We start from the raw sequence: 17,533 nt of genomic DNA, 5'->3' as shown, positions 1-17,533 counted from the left end.
TACAACTTACACGGTATGGCCGTCGTTGTAAACCAGACATCCAACAACCTTTGAAAACACAAACGATCCAACATCTATGAGAAGAAGAACCTTTACCCCCGTGGGCGCCTTGCATCCCATCCTGTTTTTTGCCGGAGTTTATGCCGTTGCCCTGTTTTTCTCCATTTTTATCTGTTCTACAATCTTTTACAGCTGTAACGCCAACAGTTCGTATGTAAAAACAGAAAAGAAAGCTGAGAAAAAGGCAGAAGCATCGAATAACGGAGTCGTTTCTGTGGCTTCTATTCAATAGCCCATTAATTTCCTCCAAATACCGGTGGGTGTTTGTGGCCTATGCGATGAAACATTATCTTCGCCGCACATTCGAATAAGGCTATGCAAACACCTACTGCAAAGATCTTTGCCGGAACCGGTTCCCAGGAATTGGCCCGTGAGATCTGTAAACGCTATGGTACCCAATTGGGTAACGTCTCCATCCAACGGTTCAGTGATGGGGAGATTCAACCGATCTTCCAGGAGAGTATCCGGGGAGATTTTGTTTTTTTGGTCCAAAGCACCTATTCCCCTTCAGACAACCTGATGGAGCTGCTCCTGATGATCGATGCAGCCAAAAGGGCCTCAGCCTACCGGATCATCGCCGTTATTCCCTATTATGGCTATTCCCGCCAGGACCGCAAGGACCGCCCCCGGGTGGCGATTGGTAGTAAGCTGGTAGCCAATATGTTAACTGCTGCTGGCGCCGATCGGGTGATCACGATGGACCTCCACGCACCCCAGATTCAGGGCTATTTTGACATCCCGGTGGACCACCTCGACAGTTCAGCTGTTTTTATCCCTTACATAGAGCAACTTCAGCTTGAAAACCTTACCTTTGCGGCCCCCGATGTGGGAGCCAGCAACCGGATCCGTGAGATCGCCAGTTATTTTGAAGTGGAAATGGTGATCTGCGACAAACACCGGAAGCGGGCCAACGAGATTTCGAGCATGGTTGTTATCGGGGATGTGACAGACAGGGATGTGATCATCATTGATGACATCTGTGATACGGGTGGAACCCTGGCCAAAAGTGCGCAACTCCTCAAAGAAAAAGGAGCGCGAACCGTACGGGCCATGATCACTCACCCGGTCTTAAGTGGAAAGGCCCACGACAATATTGAAAGCAGTGTGTTGGAAGAATTGGTCGTGTGTGATACCATCCCCCTGCGGCAGGAGTACAAAAAGATCAAAGTGCTTTCTACCGCCGGTTTGTTTGCCACCACGATCCGGAACGCGTTTGAGAACAAGAGCATCACCAGTCTCTTTATCCATTCGCAAAGAAGGAACAAGTAAGCGTAACCATTTTAATTAACATAGCATGAACACGATTACAATCGAAGGACAACTGAGGACCGAACACGGCAAAGAAGCCACCCGCCAGCTTCGCTCTCAGGATCAAGTGCCAGGTGTAATTTACGGGGGTGCCAAAGAAATCAGTTTCTTCGCGCCGGCTGTCGAATTCAAACCGCTGGTGTACACACCGAACTTCCAACTGGCCGAGGTAAAGATCGACGGAAACACCTATCGCTGCATCCTCAAAGACCTGCAGTTTGATAAAGTGTCCGACAAACTCATTCACGTTGACCTGATGGAACTGGTAGAAGACAGAAAAGTTGTTGCAACCATTCCCTTGAAATTCGTTGGTGTTGCCTCCGGAGTAAAAGACGGTGGTAAGATGAATATCAAGATGAAATCCCTGAAGATCAAGACCTATCCCAAATACCTGAAAGAGGTGATCGAAGTGGATGTCGAAAATCTTAAACTGAACGAGAACATCCGTGTAGAAGATGTAAAGGCCGATAATTACGAGGTGTTGAATTCTCCCCGTATTCCTATCGCTTCTGTGGTAATGACCCGTCAGCTGAAACAAGAGGAAGCCGCTGGTGATAAACCCGCTGCCCCTGCTGCCGCTGCTCCTGCCGCTGAGAAAAAATAAGCCTACTGGAGAGGACTTCGCTCGTCCGGTTCAAATAATCAACACGCAGGTTCAGGCCTGCGTGTTTTTTTATGTCTTTTGGTTCATATTCTAAAAAAGAAGGTAATTTTCGATCATGAGGTATCTCATCGTTGGCCTGGGAAATATTGGAGAGGAATACCGACAGACCCGTCACAATATCGGTTTTGATATTGTTGACGAGTTTGCCGCCAAACATGGTGGGTTTTACCAAACCGACCGGCTGGCTGCTGTGGCTGAATTCAAGATCAAAGGCAAAATAGCGACCTGCATCAAGCCCTCCACCTTTATGAACCTGAGTGGAAGGGCCGTAAAATACTGGTCAGATAAACTGTCGGTCCCCCTGGAAAGGACCTTTGTGATCGTCGACGAACTGGCCCTCCCGCTTTCCAAGATCCGGATAAAACCTTCGGGAAGCGCCGGCGGCCATAATGGGCTGAAAAGCCTCGAAGAAGTGCTTGGATCTGACCAATACCCCCGGCTTCGGTTTGGCATCGGGAACGATTATCCGAAAGGAAAACAATCCGATTTTGTGCTTGGCCGATGGTCCGAAAAGGAACTCCCCCTGGTCAGGTTCAAAGCCACTAAAGCCGTTGAAGCCATCGACTTATTCATCCTCCAGGGCCTGACGGCCGCCATGAACGAAGTAAATAATAAAGAGTATTCGCTATGAGAATTGAAGGGGAATACTTAATTTAGCAGCCCCTTCAATGTATTAGAATCCAATCGTTTTATGATGCCGGAATATATGGGATGAACAGTCCTGTGGAATAGTATCCGATGTATTTAACTGTAAACGCTCCATTTTTATGAAGATATTTTGCGTAGGCCGTAACTATGTTGCCCATGCTGAAGAGTTGGGAAACGAGGTTCCTGATGAACCTGTGATATTCATGAAGCCCAAAAGCGCCCTCCTTCAACCACATACACCTTTTTATTATCCCGAGTTCACCAACGAATTGCATTATGAATGTGAACTGGTGCTGCGTATCAGCAAGAATGGGAAGTATATTCAGGAAAAATTTGCCAATAAATATTATGACGCCGTAACTGTAGGGATCGACTTTACCGCACGTGACCTGCAGAACGAATTAAAGGAAAAAGGCCTTCCCTGGGAAAAAGCCAAAGCCTGGGATAATTCCGCCGCCATTGGTAAATGGATTCCTTTGAACGCGCTCAAAAACAAAAAGGATATCAATTTCAGTTTATATAAGAATAAGGAACTTGTCCAACAGGGCAGCTCGGAATTGATGATCCACTCGTTTGATGAGATCGTTGCTCATATCTCCAACTACTTTTCTGTTAACATCGGTGACCTGATTTTTACCGGCACTCCAAAAGGGGTCGGTGAATTGGTGGTAGGTGATGAACTGGAAGGTTATCTTGAAGATGAGGTTCTCCTGAACCTGGAAGTCAAGTAACCGGGCACTCATCAACTAAATCCTTTCCATCCCAAAATCCTGATTATTTTTGGGGCCATGATCGAAACGCCTATTCTGATACGCGCGTACCGCCTTATGTGTCTGGCCAAGGAAATGGCCGAGACCTATGAAGCCAACCGCACGATCTGTAAATATGTTCACTCCACATCGCGGGGGCACGAAGCTATTCAACTGGCCACCGGGTTTCAACTTCTTCCGGGTGACTTTGTAAGCCCCTATTACCGCGATGAAAGCCTCTTGTTAGGACTTGGCTATACACCTTTCGAACTCATGCTTCAATTGTTGACCCGGGATGCCGACCCGTTTAGCGGTGGCCGATCCTATTACTCCCATCCCAATGCCAACGACCCGGGAAGGGTACGGATGATCCATCAAAGCAGTGCTACCGGAATGCAGGCAATACCTACCACCGGTGTAGCGCATGGATTACAGTATCTCGAACAAACAGGATCTGAAAAAAGGGTAAAAGGACCAAATGGAGAAAACCCGATCGTGATTTGCTCACTGGGTGATGGAAGCGTTACCGAAGGTGAGGTGAGCGAAGCGCTTCAGTTTGCCGTCCTAAAACAATTACCGATCATTTATCTCGTACAGGATAACGAATGGGGCATCAGTGCCACAGCTTCCGAAACACGTGCGATGAATGCCTATGAATATGCAGATGGATTCAAGGGTTTGCAAAAGATCAGTATCGACGGGACGGATTTTTCTGCCGCTTTTGACGCCATGACATCCGTGATCAATGATGTGCGGAAAAACAGAAAACCCTGGCTGGTTCATGCCCGGGTTCCCCTGTTGAACCACCATACAAGTGGTGTACGCAAAGAATTTTATCGAACAGAGTCTGACCTGAATGATCAGTCGCGTTTCGATCCACGTCCTTTGCTGCGAAAATTATTGCTGGAAAAAGGAGTGGGAGAGGAAGAAATACAACGAATAGAAAAAAATGCGGCTGAAACAGTGAGGTCCGACTTTGACCGTGCGGTGGCTTCACCGGAACCTGCACCGGAAACCGCCACGCAGGACATATTTTCCCCAAGTCCCGTAATCGAAGAAAAAGGAGAACGGCAACCGGCCGGAAAGGAAAAAGTGATGATGGTGGATGCGGCTTTATTCGCCATTCGCGAATTGATGGAGGAACATCCCGAGTGTATCTTTTTCGGCCAGGATGTAGGGAAACGGCTGGGTGGTGTATTCCGCGAAGCGGCCACACTGGGAGAGAAATTTGGGGAACACCGGGTGTTCAATACAGCCATACAGGAGGCCTATATAATTGGGTCCACTGTAGGACTTAGCGCCACAGGAGTAAAGCCCATTGTGGAGGTTCAATTTGCGGATTATATCTATCCCGGATTTAATCAACTTGTGAGTGAAATATCCAAATCATGTTACCTGAGCCGGGGAAAATTCCCGGTTTCCACCATCATTCGGGTGCCCATTGGCGCATATGGAGGTGGCGGGCCGTATCATAGTGGTAGTATTGAATCCACACTTTTGTCCATCAAAGGGATCAAGATCGCCTATCCTTCCAATGCTGCTGATATGAAAGGGTTGATGAAAGCGGCCTATTATGATGGGAACCCCGTGGTGATGCTGGAGCATAAAGGTTTGTATTGGGGAAAGGTACCGGGTACGGAGGAGGCTAAAACAACCGAACCATCCAGGGATTATATCCTTCCATTCGGAAAGGCCAACCTGGTATTGGCTGCAAATACCCGGCAGGTGACCGAGGGAAATACGGCCTGTATCATTACCTACGGTATGGGTGTTTATTGGGCAAAGCAGGTGGAAAAAGAATATCCCGGTCGCCTGGATATACTTGATCTGCGCACTCTTTTTCCTTTGGATGAGGAACTTGTTTTTACAACCGTGAAAAAGCACGGTCGCTGTCTGGTACTTACCGAGGAACAGCAGAACAATTCATTTGCCGAAGCACTGGCCGGTCGTATCGCGCAACAATGTTTTCAATGGCTTGATGCTCCTGTGCAAGTGTGCGGGGCATTGAATGTACCCGCTATTCCGTTGAATAAAGACCTCGAGGCGGCAGTCCTGCCAAGCCCGCAGAAGATCAGCAGGATTATTAAAGATCTCTTCCAATACTAACAGCTAACAGCTATTAGCTGTTATCTTTGTTTCACCAAATTCCTACTGTTATGTACACGCCTTCTCCCAATCGCTATGATTCGATGGTTTATAACCGTTGCGGTAACAGTGGATTGAAATTGCCTCAATTGTCCCTTGGTTTATGGCATAATTTCGGTCATGTGGATGATCAGGTCGAGGCAGAGAAAATGATTCTCTCGGCCTTTGACCGGGGCATTACACATTTTGATCTGGCAAATAATTATGGCCCGCCTCCGGGTTCAGCAGAAGAGAATTTTGGCCGCATCCTGCGAAATAATTTTACCGGATGGCTTCGGGATGAACTCATCATTTCTACCAAGGCCGGATACCTCATGTGGCCTGGCCCCTATGGCGAATGGGGTTCACGCAAATACCTCCTGGCGAGTTTAGACCAAAGCCTGAAGCGGATGGGGCTTGATTATGTAGATATTTTTTATTCCCATCGACCAGACCCCGATACGCCGTTGGAAGAGACGATGATGGCCCTTGATTCAGCTGTCAGAAGCGGGAAAGCCTTATATGTGGGTATTTCAAGTTATACAGCGGAGGAGACCTGGAAGGCCATGCTGATCCTGAATAAACTGGGTACACCATGTATCATACATCAACCCCGTTATTCCATGTTTGACCGCTGGGTGGAGAATGGTTTGCTGGATACCCTCGAAGAGCATGGCATGGGTTGTATACCTTTTTCGCCCCTGGCCCAGGGTTTGCTCACCAACAAATACCTCACAGGTATCCCGGATGGTTCCAGGGCGGCCAAGCAACATGGGTTTCTTCAATCCAAGACCATTACTCCGGAGGTCAGGGCCCGTATTACTGCCTTGAACGAATTAGCCCGCGAACGAGGTCAGAGCCTCGCACAGATGGCCATCGCCTGGCTCCTGAAGGACAAACGAGTGACCTCGGTGCTGGTCGGGGCCAGCTCCGTGGCTCAATTAAACGATAATTTGGGGGCGCTCAATCAGGTTTCTTTCTCCGAAGGGGAATTAGCCAGAATAGAGATGATTCTGTCCGGGAGAACAAACTAAGGGTAATCAGCTGTTAACTATTGGCTATTAGCTTTTGATCTCTATAAAAAAAGGCTCCTTCGGAGCCTTATATCTGTAGCGGGATCGGGAGTTGAACCCGAGACCTTTGGGTTATGAATCCAACGCTCTAACCACCTGAGCTATCCCGCCAAAATGGGGTGCAAATATACAGCGAGGACCTGAATTGGGAAAATGGATTATTTTCATTCTTTATAATCATTATGCTTCGAATTGCTACTCCCGGGGATGCCCCGTCCATGCTTGAAATATACCAGCCATTTATCCTGCATTCCGGGATTACCCAGGAGGTGTTGGTGCCTGGGATAGAGGAGTTTACTTCCCGTGTCAGGATGGGGTTACCTCAATTCCCCTGGCTGGTGGAGGAAACCAACGGCAAGGTCACCGGTTATGCCTATGCCAGCCGTTACCGGGAACGGGAAGGGTATAAGTGGTGTGTAGAGACATCGATCTATCTGGCCCCCGGTTCGAGGGGTAAAGGCGTGGCAAATAGATTATATCTTACCCTTTTACACCTGTTGCGGATAATGGGGTATATCAATGCCTATGCGGTGATCACGCTTCCAAATCCGCCCTCCATTCGTTTTCATGAAAAGATCGGGTTCAGGCATTTTGCCACTTATGACAAAGTAGGTTTCAAATTGGATGTGTGGCATGATGTAGCCTGGATGCAGATCAAACTGCAGGAACATCCCTATCAACCTCAATCGCCTATTGCTTTTGGTGACCTGGATCAGACTGTGGTCCAATCCATTCTAAATGAACATCGGGCCTCTCCCTTGCTTTGAGCAGAGTCATTGCCGGCGCCGGCTCATGTCATTGAAATAAACGGGTACAAAAGGTATATTGGATCATACTATTATTCACCAAACCGTTTATCATGAGCAAGATTCTTGTTCCCACTGATTTTTCGGCCACAGCGAGAAATGCCATTGCCTATGCCATCCGGATGGCCAAACAAGTAGACGCCGGCCTGGTGATCTTTCATGCGAATGACCCGGCCTCGGTTAAATCAGATGCAGAGGTTCAGGCAGCTATGGATCAACTTCGCTTGGATATTGAGCCTGGTTTATTTGGACTCCGATCGATTGAATACAGTGCCCGGCATGGAAAGCTGAAAGACCTGCTTCCGGTAGTGGCCAGTGAATTTAAAGTGGACCTGGTACTCATGGGCACCAATGGAGTTTCAGGAGGTGATCCGTATAAATGGGGAAGCAATGCCTATTCCGTCATTGAAGACAGCCAGGTACCCGTATTGGTCATACCCCCTGAAGCGGACTTTCATGGCATACAACGTTTGGCCCTGGCCGTAGATTACCGGTCCGATTTTTCACAGTTACCCGTTATTCCACTCATCAAAACACTTCAGCTTACGGGCGGAGAAGTATTTGTGTTAAGCATATTACCCACAACCAGCGAAAACCCACCCGAAGCCGTGATGGATGTACGCATGGTAGGCACTATGTTAAAAAATGTGCCTCATTCATTTCCCTATGTTTATGCGGATAAGACCGAGAAAGCCATCGTTGATTTTGCCAAGCTGCAATTTGTAGACGTGGTCATAGTCTTACCTAAAAAACATTCCTGGTTTAAGAAGTTATTCAATACTTCGCATACACAGAACCTTGTTTTTCAGATTGCGACACCGGTGCTGGCGATAGGGGAATGAATTTTAGAGGCGTGAGACGTGAGACGTGAAGCGTGAGATGCCTCACGTCTCACGCTTCACGCCTCACGCCTCACGAAACTCACGTCTCACGCCTCCCCTCACTTCCTTCCAACCAGAAAAAACACCACACATAATATCACCGTCAGCAACACCAGCAACCACGGTTCGTAGTTCTTTTTTCGTTCGGCATTGCGGAGTTGATCCAGGAGGCTATCGGCTTTTTTCTGCAGGTGTTCATCGGGCAGGAGGATCTTTTTTATCCGGTAAATGATTTCTTCTGCGTCCTGGGCGCGAAGCAGCCCGGTAGGTTCAAGCAATAGGAGCCCGATCTGCTCATTGATCGAAAGCTCCTTAAATGTATTCAGCATTGAAATGCTGGCGTCATCCAGAAGATCGGCCAGGTATTGTTTGAGCGTGATCCGGTCGATCCGGTAGGGGTTTAAAGAGGCGGCATAGCGGTTGATCTCGATTGCCTTGTTCAGGATGGTTTCGGGTGTATCGGCTCCGGTGCTGGTCATTTTTTTACCCATGCTTTGCTGGTACCAGCGTTGCTGGAGATAGGCTTCTTTTCGGGCAGGATTGATCAAAGTTTCGTAGGCCTCTTTTATCTCCAGGTAGCGGGTTTGGGCATAGACATCCCCGCCCGATTTATCGGGGTGAAATTTATGGGCAAGTTGCCTATAGGCTTGTTTGATCTCTCTGGCACCGGCACCAGGTTCCAATCCAAGGATCTGATAATAATCTTTTAACAGCATGAAGCCCTAAAGATAGGCAATACCCGGCCCAGGGTATTGGCATTGCCATGAATTCATTATACTTTCAATAAAAATTTCCGGATGCGCAAACCCTTTCATCTGCTGATAGTCCTTTCTCTTTTTTTCTTATCGCCCTTTTTTAGCCTGGCGCAGGAGTTTGGGGTACTTCCATTTACGGGAATACGGTATTTCAAAGAAGGGTTGAATGCTACGCGTATTGAGGTTAGTCTGGATGGACAAACCTGGACGAGCAACCGTTTGCCGATCAAAACAGAATTCAAGATCGAACTCAAAGAACCTACCGGATTTAAAAAGGATGCGGAAGGCCGGTCTTATCCCGGATTGGAAGTACTGATCCTTGGCGAAAAGAAAGATACGCTGGGTTATGCTCCGAATATGTTTGGCAACCAGGCCGGTATCGGTATGGATGAGTTTAGTTTAAAATCGCTTAAGCTCAACCTGGGCTTTAATGAAAAAACTAAAGCAGGAGATAAGTGTACACTCTATATCACTTTTTTTGATTTGAAAGGGAAGGGCAAGTTGCGGATGATATTTCCCGTACAGATAGTAGAATCAGGTATTCCCCTTGAGCAGACATCAGTGACCACCGGAGCTCAATCTTTCACAGGGTATGAGGTGATTGCCACTGGTGTAACCTTTGGCAAACCGGAAACCTATATGGACAGTCTTTATTTCCCGAAATCCCTTTATCATTCCATTCGCATTCCGGAGATAAAAAGCCTTACTCCGGAAGAGGGAAAGGGTGGAAAATGGCAGGTTTGGATCTATGATGAAAAAGGTGAGGAAAAATTACCCGCCAAGTCGATCGGTCATTACGTGGCACAAACCAACAGCCAGGAAAAGGATAAGGTGAATATCCTGGTGACGGTTCCGCTGGCTCCTCAGGAACCCAATAATAAAAAATACCTGGTCAGGTATCGTTTTGAAAGTGCAGATGGGAAAAAAGTGATCGATCTCGTCAATCGGTTTACCGGCCGGTAAAACGGATGCTATTTTACATGTTTTCCAAAAAACTCGATGGTTCGTCCCCAGGCCAGTTTGGCCGCTTCTTCATTATACCTTGCGCCGGCCGTATCGTTGTGGAAGGCATGGTTCACATTCTCGTACATATACAATTCGTAATGCGTACCCTGCTCCTTAAGTGCCGCTTCATAGGCGGCTATACCCTGGTTGATCCGTTCATCAAGACCGGCATAATGCAATTGAACGGCAGCTTTTATTTTAGGCACATCGGCTGCATTGGCTTGCCGGCCATAGAAAGCAACGGCTGCTTTTAATCCCGGCAGGTTAACAGCCAGGTCGTTTGACATTCCACCTCCCCAGCAAAAGCCTACACAACCAGCCCGGCCATTGTAATCTTTTCTTGACGAGAGATAGTTGTATCCGGCAATAAAGTTTTGAAGATTGTCTTCGGCTTTCAGGTCACGGAAGGCTGTACGGGCTTCATCTTCATTAGCAAATGTTTTACCCAGTGCAGACAGGGCATTAGGCGCAATGGCCAGATAACCGGCACGAGCCGCACGCCGGGCCACATCTTCAATATGGGCATTCAGTCCGCGGTTTTCGTGAATGACAATTATGGCCGGGTATTTCTTCTCCTCTTTTGGACGGGCTATATAGGCGGTCATTTCATTCGGCACCCCCGGATATTTTATGTATTCGGTGAAAAGGTCATCCTGGGTAGTGACCGCGGCTTTGGCATAGTTGTTTTCCAACATAGGTAATAAAGCCATGGCAGCGGCCGTACTTCCGGCAAGTAGGGAGAGCCTTTTTAAAAAATCCTGGCGGCTGAGCGGTTTATGGGTGTATTCATCGTAAAGATGGATGATGCGTTGGTCCATGATCGTTTCGTTTTTGGTTGGATATTCAATTTAACGAATTAAAATGAGAAATGGTTGTCTTGTTATTTCTGGCAGACAGGGCAATTCCCCGGCGTTTTTGTGTAATATCCCTATTTACCGCATCGGTAAGAAAAAACATTTATGAAGAAGATATTCAGTCTTTTCATTGGCCTTTTCTTAACAGTTAGTTTAGTGAATGCCGGAAATGATCCCAGGGTCGTGAACACCGAGCTCAAATCAGCTACCATTTATCGAAGTGGCGCTGAGTTGAACCATTTTGCGGGGGTAAACCTGATTCAGGGTCACAATGATCTTCTGCTGGGAAACATCAGCAATACCCTTGATATCAACAGTGTGCAGGTTAGTTGCCCGGCAGGGGTAACCATTCTGGCGGTGGAATTTACCACCGACCACCTGACTGTACCCGAAGTAAGTGCCAGGATCAAATTTCTTTCGGATTCAATCGAAAATGTCGACAAGAACCTGGCACAGATCAACCTGAAAAAGGGAATCGCCGAAGATCTACTGGATGTACTGAAGTCAAATAAAGACATCAAAGGCCAGCAGGGGTTGACTGTGGTAGAACTGGCCAAGCTTATGGAGTACTATGAGAAAAAGATTGTGGATATAAAGAATGATCTTCTGAACCTGCAAACACAGGAAAAGAAATGGGTCATGATTAAAAATCAGTTACAGGCGCAGGTATATGAAGAAGAGAAAAAGAATTCACGTACCACCGGGCGACTGCATATTACAGTTCATTCCGCTTTGGCCGGGAGTTTTGATTTCAATATTTCCTATATCACCCCCAATGCCTACTGGACACCAACCTATGATGTGCGGGTAGATGATATCAAAAAGCCCATGAAATTGATCTATAAGGCCAAGATGGTACAAACAACCGGAATGGATTGGAAGAAAGTCAAACTTTCCCTCTCCAGTTCACTGCCCAATCAGTGGGGGAATGCACCCGTTCTGCAATCCTGGTTCCTGGGATATATAAACCCGGTGGCAGTGATGGACCGTCGGTTGATGAGCAACCGGATACAGGGATATTCCAGTGACAGTAATACCATGGGTGTGCCGGGTGCCGTATCAAATATCAAAATTCGAGGTGCAGCTTCCCTGAGTGATTATAATATTCCCTTGTATGTTGTCAATGGAACCCCTATGTCGGCCGACGAATTTGCAAAAATTGATCCTTCAACCATCAAGTCGGTAGATATACTAAAGGATGCAGCAGCCACTTCTCTTTACGGCACCAGAGGTAGTAACGGAGTAGTGTTAGTAACACTCAAAGACGGGTTGGAGGATTATGTAACAGTGTCCAATAACGAACTGAATGTTTCCTTTGATATTGATATGCCATTTGATATCCCCTCCAATGGAAAAGAGCAAACGGCTACCCTTACTCAATATGAGTTAGCCACCTTTTACAAGTATTACAGCGTGCCGAGATTGGACAAGGATTCCTATCTGCTGGCAGAGGTGGCGGATTGGGAAAAACTCAACCTGATGCCGGGTGAAGCAAATATCATTTTTGAAGGAACCTATGTAGGCAAATCCTTTATCGATCCAAATTCTACACAGGATACCCTGAACCTTACCTTGGGCAGGGATAAGCGGGTAGTGGTGAAAAAAGAAAAACTGGCAGACTTTAGCAGCGTGAAATTTTTGGGCAGCAATAAATTACAGAAGATCACCTATGAACTGACCGTGAAGAATAATAAGAAAGATACCGTTCGCATGATGTTAAAAGATCAGTATCCCCTTTCTACCCTGAAAGATATTGAAGTTGAATTGGAAGAAGATGGAGGAGCAATGAACAACAAAGATGTCGGGGTGTTGACCTGGAAACTTGAACTCGCTCCCGGTGAATCGAGAAAAATCCGTTTTGCATATAGTGTGAAGTATCCGAAGGACAGGCAGATCAACTTGAACTAATATTTCCCCATCACCTTCCATAAGTAGAATCCCTTAACCATGACATTGGCATGACCTTATAGGTGACAAGGCTCAGAAACTCTTATGTATAGTATCACCTATTAAGGGTATGCCTTTGTCTAATTTGGACTCCACCATTTTTATTTACTATGAGAATTAACATGCCAACGATCTCACCTTCTGGTAAACTGGCGCTGGTATACCTCTCGGTGAGTGTGCTATGGATACTGGTAGGCGATTCGATCGCCTTGCGGATATCCGGACAAAATGCCGAAATGCTGGACAGGATCCAGGCCAGCAAAGGCATTTTTTTTGTATTGGCTTCGGCCGCCCTTATATATTTTTTGGGGGAGCGTTTTAACCGCAACCTGGAGTCGTCATTCCAGCTTAACGAGAAACTGGAACGCAAATTCAAGGCCCTGAATGAAGCTGCCCGCGAAGGCATTCTGGATTATGATTTTCAAACCGACAGTGCGTTGGTAAATGAAAAGATGCAATTCTTTGTTCCTTGTACGGATCAACCTATTCCTAATTTCTGGGTCACGTATCGTTCGCGTATTCATCCGGAAGATGTGGGACGTATTTCGGAGGGCTACAGGACCTTGCTGGTCTCGAACCGGATTTCCTGGCAAACAGAGTTGCGGTTGCGGGGAGAAGATGATAAGTACTATACGGTTATTTTCAGTTCCTTCCTGATCCGTCAATCTTCGGGCAAGCCCGTGCGGTTGATCGGAGCTGTTCAGGATGTGAGCGAGTTAAGAAATCTGCAAATTGAACATTACAAACAACAGTTGAAATATAAACGGGCAATGACCCGTACCATCATCAAGGCACAGGAGAATGAAAGAAACCGCTGGGCGGGGGAACTTCATGACAATGTTTGTCAGTTACTTTCTGTGGCTAAAATGTACCTGATGGATATGGCCAGGTTTCCTGAACATCGCGAAAACCTGTTGCCAGAAACTACTCAGTTGATAACCGATTCCATTACGGAGATTCGCCAACTGTCTGCCAGTATTCAATCCCCTGTCTTTAGCAAAATGAGTCTTGCCACAGCTGTTCAAAACCTGGTGGCAAATATCAACCGGGTCAGTTCTTTTGAGTTTGAATGGAAGGAGAAAGGGTTAAAAGAAGGGGTGCTTGAAAATGAACATAAACTGATGATCTACCGGATCATTCAGGAACAATTAAATAATATCACCAAGTATGCGTCTGCCACCAAGGTTGCTGTTCAACTGCGTTTTGAGGGGAACCTGGTCACCTTAGAGATCACCGACAATGGCAAAGGATTTGACCCGGCAGATGCAAAATCCGGGGTGGGGCTGCGAAACATGCAAAGCCGGCTGCTGGCCTATCAGGGGACGATGGATATCCATTCCGCACCTGGTAAAGGATGCCGGATCCGGGCCCAATTTGCAACCAATCTGGAAAAACCACAGGATCTGGCCATGGCCCTTTAAAAAAATGTCCCCGCTAAGAATAGCGGGGGCAAACCATTAAACCTTATCCTATGAAAATTCAAGTTAAAGATAAAGAAAATTGAATCATATAAAAAGCAAGTTTTTTTTCAAATCCTTGTCCCTTTTCAATGACATGCCATTTTACATAGTATAAAAAAATAATGACCCCGCTAAGAATAGCGGGGTCAACCATTAAACCTTATCTTATGAAAATAAGGTAATGAAGTTAGTATTTTTTAACTATTGACCAAGATCAAATTAAAATTTTTTTTATCGTATAATTTTATTCAGTTTCAGCATAACTACTCACCGGTTCGCAGGTACAAACCAGGTTTCGGTCACCATAGGTGTTATTCACACGACCTACAAAAGGCCAGAACTTATTCAGTCTCACGTAAGGAAGTGGAAAGGCCGCCTGTTCCCGGCTATAAGCATGGTTCCATTCAGTTGAAGTACTTACTGCGGCCGTATGTGGAGCATTTTTCAACGCATTATCCTTTTTATCTGACCTGCCTTCTTCGATTTCGCGTATCTCCTGGCGGATCTGGAGCAAGGCCTGACAGAAACGGTCGAGTTCGCCTTTATCTTCACTTTCTGTAGGTTCGATCATGATGGTGCCGGGTACGGGGAAACTCATGGTGGGGGCATGGAAGCCATAGTCCATCAGGCGTTTGGCAATATCTTCTGCTTCGATCTCGGCCGATTTTTTAAATGGCCTTAGGTCCACAATGAATTCATGGGCGCAGGTATTTTGGGAGCCGGTATAGAGAATATCAAAATCCTTCTCCAATTTGGCCCGCATATAGTTGGCATTCAGGATGGCGTATTCCGTGGCTGCTTTTACTCCTTCGCTACCTAGCATCCGGATATACCCATAGGAGATCAGGAGGATAGAGGCTGAGCCATAGGGGGCCGCACTGACGGCTCCGGTTCGTGCATCCTGGCTATTATTGACATGTCCGGGTAAATGAGGGGCCAGGTGTTCTTTTACACAAATGGGGCCCATGCCGGGGCCACCACCGCCGTGCGGAATGGCAAAGGTCTTATGCAGGTTGAGGTGACACACATCTGCGCCGATCAATCCGGGTGCGGTAAGACCTACCTGGGCATTCATATTGGCACCATCCATATATACCTGTCCGCCATGTTCGTGAATAATGCGGGTGATCTCTTTAACGGTTTCCTCGTACACACCATAGGTACTGGGGTAGGTGATCATGATGCCCGCTAATTCGTGGGCGTATTGGCTGGCTTTGGCCTTCAGGTCATCTACATCAATATATCCGTTATCCAGTGCTTTTACCACAACCACTTTCATACCCGCCATCACGGCTGAAGCTGGATTGGTACCGTGTGCAGATATCGGTATAAGCATTACTTTTCGGTGATGGTCACCATTGGCTTCGTGAAAGGAGCGTATGGTGAGCAGTCCTGCATATTCACCCTGGGCCCCACTGTTTGGTTGCAGGCTACATGCATCAAAGGCAGTGATCTGACAGAGGTATTCACTTAATTCTTCTACGATCTTTTGATAACCCTTAGTTTGGTCAGCAGGTGCAAAAGGGTGCACCTTGCTCCAGCCCGGCAGGCTCAGGGGCATCATTTCAGAAGCGGCATTCAATTTCATGGTACAGCTTCCCAATGAGATCATCGAATGATTCAGCGATAGGTCGCGGTTCTCCAGCGTTTTTATATACCGCATCATCTGGCTTTCGCTGTGATGGTTATTGAAAACGGGATGCGAAAGATATGGGGAGGTCCTTGTCAATGAGGTTGGAATATGATCCAGGGTGATCTCATCTGCTATCTCAAAGGCAACCGGGTCTGTATCATTTTCAAAACAGTTGATCAGATCAAAGAGATCGGCCACGTTGGTGGTTTCATCAATGGAAATACCGATCAGGTCTTTCCCCATATACCGAAGGTTGATCTGTTGGCGCTCGGCCTTTTCGCGAATGGCGGCTTGTTCATTGGTCCTTACCGTGAAAGTGTCAAAGAAGGTATCTGATACAAGGTCAAATCCTCTTTCTTCAATACTTTCTGCAGCGACCTGGGTAAGCAGGGCCACGCGTTTGGCGATCTGTTTCAATCCCTCCGGACCGTGAAAGACAGCATACATGGCTGCCATATTCGCGAGCAGGGCCTGGGCTGTACAGATATTTGAGGTGGCTTTTTCCCGTTTAATATGTTGTTCCCGGGTTTGCAGGGCCATGCGGAGCGCCCTTTGTCCCTGTGCATCCACACTTACACCTATGATACGTCCTGGGATATTGCGTTTAAAATCGTCTTTGGCGGAGAAGAAAGCGGCATGCGGTCCTCCAAATCCAAGAGGTACTCCAAAACGCTGGGCGGATCCAACTGCGCAATCAGCTCCCAATTCACCCGGAGGGGTAAGCAGGGTAAGGGCCAATAGATCTGTGGCCATAACAACGTAGCCGCCGGCGGCGTGCACTTTCTCAATAAATGGCCGGTAATCTTCAATCGAGCCTTTGTCGTTGGGGTATTGCAGGATGGCGCCAAAATAAGTAGCGTCAATTCCGGCCTGTTTGTAATCGCCTTCTGTCAATTCTATGCCTACAGGCAGGGCACGGGTATAAAGAACGTCTTTGGTTTGCGGAAAAATTTCCTTGTCTACAAAAAACCGTGGACGCTCAATATGATCCTGTTTGTTAAGCATGTTAAAGAACATGGTCATCGCTTCTGCCGCAGCAGTTGCCTCATCGAGCAGGGATGCATTGGCAATGGGGAGACCGGTAAGGTCACTTACCATGGTCTGGAAGTTCAACAAACTTTCCAGCCGACCCTGGGCGATCTCCGCCTGATAGGGCGTGTATTGGGTATACCATCCCGGGTTCTCAAAAATATTCTGGAGAATGACCGGCGGGGTGATGGTATCATAATAACCCTGGCCTATGTAATTCTTAAACAATTTATTTTTCAGGGAAACCTCATGGATATGACGGAGGTAATCATTTTCACTCATCGCAGGCGGCAGGTCAAGGGCCTGCGCCATACGGATATCTGCTGGTACGGTCTTACTGATCAGGGATTCAAGCGAGGGTTCTCCAATGATGCGAAGCATTTCCTGGCTGTCTTTTTCCCCCGGACCAATATGCCGGGACCTGAATTCGTTTTGCTGTAGTTCAAAGAGGTTCATACGATTAAAAAAAGTTGTGCAAATTTAGCATTGTACAGGGAGATTTTCCATGTCTTGTATAATTTGTGTATTCTGGAGGCC

At 47.1% G+C, this 17,533-nt stretch carries 15 protein-coding genes and 1 tRNA gene; 12 read left to right on the top strand and 4 right to left on the bottom strand.

Translation table 11 applies throughout. The features are described 5' to 3' along the window. Positions 1–76 precede the first annotated feature (76 nt). The 7 genes from J0M30_13580 (at position 77) to mgrA (ending at position 6,587) form a co-directional block, all read left to right on the top strand. Positions 77–292 carry a hypothetical protein gene (locus J0M30_13580; protein MBN8668526.1) on the top strand — a complete coding sequence of 72 codons (216 nt, stop codon included), beginning with the start codon at positions 77–79 and terminating at the stop codon, positions 290–292. Positions 293–375: 83 nt separating this feature from the next. Beyond that, positions 376–1,329: a ribose-phosphate pyrophosphokinase gene (locus J0M30_13575; GenBank protein MBN8668525.1), complete on the top strand. Its 954-nt coding sequence runs from the start codon at positions 376–378 to the stop codon at positions 1,327–1,329. Positions 1,330–1,354: 25 nt separating this feature from the next. Next, entirely contained in the window at positions 1,355–1,972 is a 618-nt protein-coding gene (locus tag J0M30_13570; protein MBN8668524.1) for a 50S ribosomal protein L25, read from the top strand. 115 nt (positions 1,973–2,087) lie between these two features. Beyond that, positions 2,088–2,663, top strand: coding sequence for an aminoacyl-tRNA hydrolase (locus J0M30_13565; protein MBN8668523.1), 576 nt, complete (start codon positions 2,088–2,090; stop codon positions 2,661–2,663). Between the two features lie 136 nt (positions 2,664–2,799). Further along, positions 2,800–3,411 (top strand): fumarylacetoacetate hydrolase family protein, encoded by a 612-nt coding sequence (locus tag J0M30_13560; GenBank protein ID MBN8668522.1) that lies wholly within the window; start codon positions 2,800–2,802, stop codon positions 3,409–3,411. Positions 3,412–3,468: 57 nt separating this feature from the next. After that, entirely contained in the window at positions 3,469–5,535 is a 2,067-nt protein-coding gene (locus tag J0M30_13555; protein MBN8668521.1) for a tungsten formylmethanofuran dehydrogenase, read from the top strand. 50 nt (positions 5,536–5,585) lie between these two features. Then, complete coding sequence (gene mgrA / locus J0M30_13550) at positions 5,586–6,587, top strand: L-glyceraldehyde 3-phosphate reductase (protein ID MBN8668520.1); 1,002 nt, start codon at positions 5,586–5,588, stop codon at positions 6,585–6,587. Between the two features lie 76 nt (positions 6,588–6,663). Here mgrA and J0M30_13545 read toward each other — a convergent pair. Then, positions 6,664–6,737: transfer RNA gene (locus tag J0M30_13545), tRNA-Met, on the bottom strand. Positions 6,738–6,808: 71 nt separating this feature from the next. Between J0M30_13545 and J0M30_13540 the strand changes: the two genes are divergently transcribed. Then, complete coding sequence (locus tag J0M30_13540; GenBank protein MBN8668519.1) at positions 6,809–7,393, top strand: N-acetyltransferase; 585 nt, start codon at positions 6,809–6,811, stop codon at positions 7,391–7,393. A 92-nt stretch (positions 7,394–7,485) separates the two neighbouring features. Next, positions 7,486–8,274, top strand: a complete 789-nt coding sequence (locus J0M30_13535; GenBank protein MBN8668518.1) for a universal stress protein — start codon at positions 7,486–7,488, stop codon at positions 8,272–8,274. A gap of 98 nt (positions 8,275–8,372) precedes the next feature. On the opposite strand, the gene J0M30_13530 is transcribed toward J0M30_13535, so the two are convergent. Further along, the gene (locus tag J0M30_13530) at positions 8,373–9,029 is read right to left on the bottom strand and encodes a J domain-containing protein (protein MBN8668517.1); all 657 of its coding nucleotides are present in this window, start codon (positions 9,027–9,029) and stop codon (positions 8,373–8,375) included. 81 nt (positions 9,030–9,110) lie between these two features. Between J0M30_13530 and J0M30_13525 the strand changes: the two genes are divergently transcribed. Continuing rightward, the gene (locus J0M30_13525) at positions 9,111–10,031 is read left to right on the top strand and encodes a hypothetical protein (protein ID MBN8668516.1); all 921 of its coding nucleotides are present in this window, start codon (positions 9,111–9,113) and stop codon (positions 10,029–10,031) included. Between the two features lie 8 nt (positions 10,032–10,039). Here J0M30_13525 and J0M30_13520 read toward each other — a convergent pair whose 3' ends face one another. Next, on the bottom strand, positions 10,040–10,891 hold the full coding sequence (locus tag J0M30_13520) for a dienelactone hydrolase family protein (GenBank protein ID MBN8668515.1): 852 nt from the start codon (positions 10,889–10,891) through the stop codon (positions 10,040–10,042). A gap of 141 nt (positions 10,892–11,032) precedes the next feature. Here J0M30_13520 and J0M30_13515 point away from each other — a divergent pair, with 141 nt between their 5' ends. Continuing rightward, a complete protein-coding gene (locus J0M30_13515) occupies positions 11,033–12,835 on the top strand; it encodes a DUF4139 domain-containing protein (GenBank protein ID MBN8668514.1) in 1,803 nt (600 codons plus the stop codon). 161 nt (positions 12,836–12,996) lie between these two features. After that, positions 12,997–14,295 carry a PAS domain-containing protein gene (locus J0M30_13510; protein ID MBN8668513.1) on the top strand — a complete coding sequence of 433 codons (1,299 nt, stop codon included), beginning with the start codon at positions 12,997–12,999 and terminating at the stop codon, positions 14,293–14,295. 283 nt (positions 14,296–14,578) lie between these two features. Here the strand turns inward: J0M30_13510 and gcvP are convergent, their stop codons facing one another. Continuing rightward, the gene (gcvP, locus tag J0M30_13505; protein MBN8668512.1) at positions 14,579–17,452 is read right to left on the bottom strand and encodes an aminomethyl-transferring glycine dehydrogenase; all 2,874 of its coding nucleotides are present in this window, start codon (positions 17,450–17,452) and stop codon (positions 14,579–14,581) included. Positions 17,453–17,533: the final 81 nt, after the last annotated feature.

This window comes from Chitinophagales bacterium, assembly GCA_017303415.1.
Taxonomy (GTDB): domain Bacteria; phylum Bacteroidota; class Bacteroidia; order Chitinophagales; family Chitinophagaceae; genus SpSt-398.
This window is presented reverse-complemented; position numbering and strand designations above follow the sequence as displayed.

Bases quoted from the DNA above. Each gene is read 5' to 3' on its own strand.
- J0M30_13580 (MBN8668526.1), top strand. From the start codon at position 77: ATGAGAAGAAGAACCTTTACCCCCGTGGGCGCCTTGCATCCCATCCTG.
- J0M30_13575 (MBN8668525.1), top strand. From the start codon at position 376: ATGCAAACACCTACTGCAAAGATCTTTGCCGGAACCGGTTCCCAGGAA.
- J0M30_13570 (MBN8668524.1), top strand. From the start codon at position 1,355: ATGAACACGATTACAATCGAAGGACAACTGAGGACCGAACACGGCAAA.
- J0M30_13565 (MBN8668523.1), top strand. From the start codon at position 2,088: ATGAGGTATCTCATCGTTGGCCTGGGAAATATTGGAGAGGAATACCGA.
- J0M30_13560 (MBN8668522.1), top strand. From the start codon at position 2,800: ATGAAGATATTTTGCGTAGGCCGTAACTATGTTGCCCATGCTGAAGAG.
- J0M30_13555 (MBN8668521.1), top strand. From the start codon at position 3,469: ATGATCGAAACGCCTATTCTGATACGCGCGTACCGCCTTATGTGTCTG.
- mgrA (MBN8668520.1), top strand. From the start codon at position 5,586: ATGTACACGCCTTCTCCCAATCGCTATGATTCGATGGTTTATAACCGT.
- J0M30_13540 (MBN8668519.1), top strand. From the start codon at position 6,809: ATGCTTCGAATTGCTACTCCCGGGGATGCCCCGTCCATGCTTGAAATA.
- J0M30_13535 (MBN8668518.1), top strand. From the start codon at position 7,486: ATGAGCAAGATTCTTGTTCCCACTGATTTTTCGGCCACAGCGAGAAAT.
- J0M30_13530 (MBN8668517.1), bottom strand. From the start codon at position 9,029: ATGCTGTTAAAAGATTATTATCAGATCCTTGGATTGGAACCTGGTGCC.
- J0M30_13525 (MBN8668516.1), top strand. From the start codon at position 9,111: ATGCGCAAACCCTTTCATCTGCTGATAGTCCTTTCTCTTTTTTTCTTA.
- J0M30_13520 (MBN8668515.1), bottom strand. From the start codon at position 10,891: ATGGACCAACGCATCATCCATCTTTACGATGAATACACCCATAAACCG.
- J0M30_13515 (MBN8668514.1), top strand. From the start codon at position 11,033: ATGAAGAAGATATTCAGTCTTTTCATTGGCCTTTTCTTAACAGTTAGT.
- J0M30_13510 (MBN8668513.1), top strand. From the start codon at position 12,997: ATGCCAACGATCTCACCTTCTGGTAAACTGGCGCTGGTATACCTCTCG.
- gcvP (MBN8668512.1), bottom strand. From the start codon at position 17,452: ATGAACCTCTTTGAACTACAGCAAAACGAATTCAGGTCCCGGCATATT.